Genomic DNA, 2,882 nt, shown 5'->3' on the forward strand with positions numbered 1-2,882 from the left:
CCCCCCCCCCGACCCTCCCCCTCCAGGGGAGGGTGACGATGGCGTCTCTCTCACATGCACTGGCGCTCCAGCTCCTCCAGCAAAGCGAGAGTCTCGGGGTCGTCGAGGTCTTCGAGCAGCTCCTTCAGGGTCGGGAGGAAGTTGTGCAGCACGCGGAGGTCGTCGAGGCCGCGGCCGTGGGCGAGGGTACGCTGCGCCTCGAAATAGGCCCAGAACGGGCTGTCGCCGGCGGCGACGTGACGGAGCACGTGGTCCATCACGGTCCGGGTCATGCCCTCGCAATCGATGTTCTTGAACGTGACGTATCGGTCGGGTCGCTGCATGTCGGTCCACACTCCAATGGCCGCGCCCTAGCACATCCCGTGCCGCGGCGGCGCGCTTAAGCCTTCCGAAAGGGCCGCGCCGCTAGGATCGTCCCGCCTTCGCCGGAGGATCGCGGCCCCATGAGCGCGTCCGATGCCGCCTCGGCCGTCCCCACGGCCGGACTCTCCGCGCGCCGCCTCGTCGCGGCGGTGGGGCTGGCGCTCGCCTGCGCCTATCCGGTGCTGCTGATCGGCAGCGCGCTGAGAGGCGAGTGGCTGGTCGACGCGAGCGGCCATCCGATCATCAACGACTTCGTGACCATGTGGTCGGCCGGCCTGACGGCGCTGGCCGGCACGCCGACGGCGGCCTGGGACTGGCCGGCCGCCAAGGAGCTGACGGTCGCGGTGCTCGGCCGGCCGTTCCCGGACGGCTATCCGATCTTCTATCCCCCGCACTTCCTGCTGCTCGCCGCGCCGTTCTCCGCGCTGCCCTGGCTGCCCGCGATGGCGGTGTGGCTCGCCGTCACGACGCCGCTCTATGTCGCGACGGTGCGAGGCTTCCTGCCCGGGCGGGAGGGCACGATCCTGGCCTTCGCGTTCCCGGCGGCGCTGTGGAACGTCACCACGGCGCAGAACGCCTTCCTCACCACGGCGCTGCTCGGCGGCGCCATGCTGGCACTGCCGCGCCGTCCGGTGCTGGCCGGCTGCCTGATCGGGCTGATGACCTACAAGCCGCAATACGGCGTGCTGATTCCACTGGTGCTGGTCGCCGGCGGCCAATGGCGCGCCATCGCGGCGGCCGCGGCCGTGACGGCGGCGCTGGTGGCCGTGTCCTGGCTGGTGCTGGGCGGCGCCGCCTGGGTCGCCTTCGTCCAGGCCATGCCGGCCGCCCGCGAGACCTTCCTGACGCTGGGGCTCGGCAACTGGACCAAGCTGCAGAGCGTGTTCGGGCTGGTGCGCTCGCTCGGCGGCAGCGAGCTCGTGGCATGGACCGTCCAGGGCGGGGTCGGCGCCGCCGTCGCGGCCGGCCTGTGGGTCCTGTGGCGGAGCCCGGCGCCGCATCCGCTCAAGGCGGCCGGGCTGGCGGCCGGGGCGCTGCTGGTCACGCCCTATGCCTACATCTACGACATGACCCTCCTGGTGATCCCGGTCGCGGTGCTGTTGCGCGGTGATCTGGAGCGGGGATTTCGGCCTGGTGAGGCCGCGGGCCTCGCCCTCGTCGTCGTGCTGCTGCTGGTCTACCCGGTCCTGCCCGTGCAGGTCGGCCTCGCCGCCAGCCTGGTGACGGCCGGGCTGCTGGTCCGGCGGGCGACGCCGTTCGTCCGGCCGCTCAGCTCCGCCGCGGCACCGTCGCGAGCGCCCGGGCGAGCGCCCGCGGGCTGATCGGCTTCTGCAGATAGCCGGTCATCCCGGCCGCCCGGGCCTGGTCCTCGTGGGTCCGGGTCGCCTGGCCGGACAGGCCGATCACCGGGGTGCGGCCGGCCTCGCCCGGCAGCGCGCGGATGCGGCGCGTCGTCTCGAAGCCGTCGGCGCCGCTCAGCACCACGTCCATCAGCACCAGGTCGTAGGGCGTGCGGTCGAGCGCGGCGAGCGCCGCCTCGCCGGATTCGGCGAAGTCGGTCGGGTGGCCGAGCTCGCCGAGCACGGTGCGCATGATGATCCGCCCGTAGGGGTTGTCCTCGACGCAGAGGATCCGCAGGGGCGGGGCGGAGCCCGGCTCGGCCGCCTGCGGCTCGCCGTCCGCGACCGGCGGCGCCGGGTCGACCACCACGACCAGCCGGAACGTGCTGCCGCGTCCCGGCGTGCTCGTCACCGTGACGTCGCCGCCCATGGCGCGGGCGAGGCGCTTCACATAGGAGAGGCCGAGCCCCGAGCCGCCGAACTTCTCGGCGATGCGGTCGCTCCCCTGCGAGAACGGCCGGAACAGGTGCCGGATCTCGGGCTTGGTCAGCCCGATGCCGCTGTCGCTGATGGCGATGGTGAGGCGGTGGCCGTCGCCGGCGGGCTCGCGCTCGACGACCAGCCGCACGCCGCCGGCCGAGGTGTACTTCACGGCATTGTCGAGCAGGTTCTCGATCGCGGCGCGCAGCCGGACCTGGTCGCCCGTCACCACCGCAGGGAAATCGTCGGCGATCACGGACGTGAAGCCGATGCCCTTGGCCTCGGCCCGTGCCGCCGCCGAGGCGCCGGCGTCCGTGAGGGTGCGGCGGAGCTCGAACGCCTCGCGGCGCAGCACCAGGCCCTTCTCTCCGGCCCGGGCGCCGTCGACGATCAGCGAGGTGAGGGCCGTCAGGTGCTCGGCCGAGCTCTTCAGCGCCTCGACCCAGCCGCGCTCGCGCTCGCCGAGCTTCGACATCGCCAGCAGCTCGCTGATCGCCAGGATGCCGGTCAGGGGCGTGCGGATCTCGTGGGCCAGCGATGCGAGCAGGCGCTCGAAGGCGCGCGTCGAGGTGGTCGTGGACGGTCGGGCGGTCGTGGCCGCCGGACGGCGGGACCGCTTCCGCTTCGATCGACCGGGACCGGTCTTGGCCACGTGACTTTGAACTCCGTCGGGGCCTGGCCCCACCAACAAGCCGTCGG

At 73.1% G+C, this 2,882-nt stretch carries 3 protein-coding genes; 1 reads left to right on the top strand and 2 read right to left on the bottom strand.

Annotation, left to right across the window (positions count from 1 at the left end):
• Positions 1 to 50 precede the first annotated feature (50 nt).
• Positions 51 to 323, bottom strand: a complete 273-nt coding sequence (gene cowN / locus CH341_RS18775) for a N(2)-fixation sustaining protein CowN (RefSeq protein ID WP_111420521.1) — start codon at positions 321 to 323, stop codon at positions 51 to 53.
• A 120-nt stretch (positions 324 to 443) separates the two neighbouring features.
• Between cowN and CH341_RS18780 the strand changes: the two genes are divergently transcribed.
• Positions 444 to 1,685, top strand: a complete 1,242-nt coding sequence (locus CH341_RS18780) for a glycosyltransferase family 87 protein (protein WP_111420522.1) — start codon at positions 444 to 446, stop codon at positions 1,683 to 1,685.
• On the opposite strand, the gene CH341_RS18785 is transcribed toward CH341_RS18780, so the two are convergent.
• Positions 1,633 to 2,835 carry an ATP-binding protein gene (locus tag CH341_RS18785; protein ID WP_245431135.1) on the bottom strand — a complete coding sequence of 401 codons (1,203 nt, stop codon included), beginning with the start codon at positions 2,833 to 2,835 and terminating at the stop codon, positions 1,633 to 1,635. The genes CH341_RS18780 and CH341_RS18785 overlap by 53 nt on opposite strands.
• Between the last annotated feature and the right edge of the window lie 47 nt (positions 2,836 to 2,882).

It is taken from the genome of Rhodoplanes roseus (assembly GCF_003258865.1).
In the GTDB taxonomy this organism is placed as follows: domain Bacteria; phylum Pseudomonadota; class Alphaproteobacteria; order Rhizobiales; family Xanthobacteraceae; genus Rhodoplanes; species Rhodoplanes roseus.

Bases quoted from the DNA above. Each gene is read 5' to 3' on its own strand.
- cowN (WP_111420521.1), bottom strand. From the start codon at position 323: ATGCAGCGACCCGACCGATACGTCACGTTCAAGAACATCGATTGCGAG.
- CH341_RS18780 (WP_111420522.1), top strand. From the start codon at position 444: ATGAGCGCGTCCGATGCCGCCTCGGCCGTCCCCACGGCCGGACTCTCC.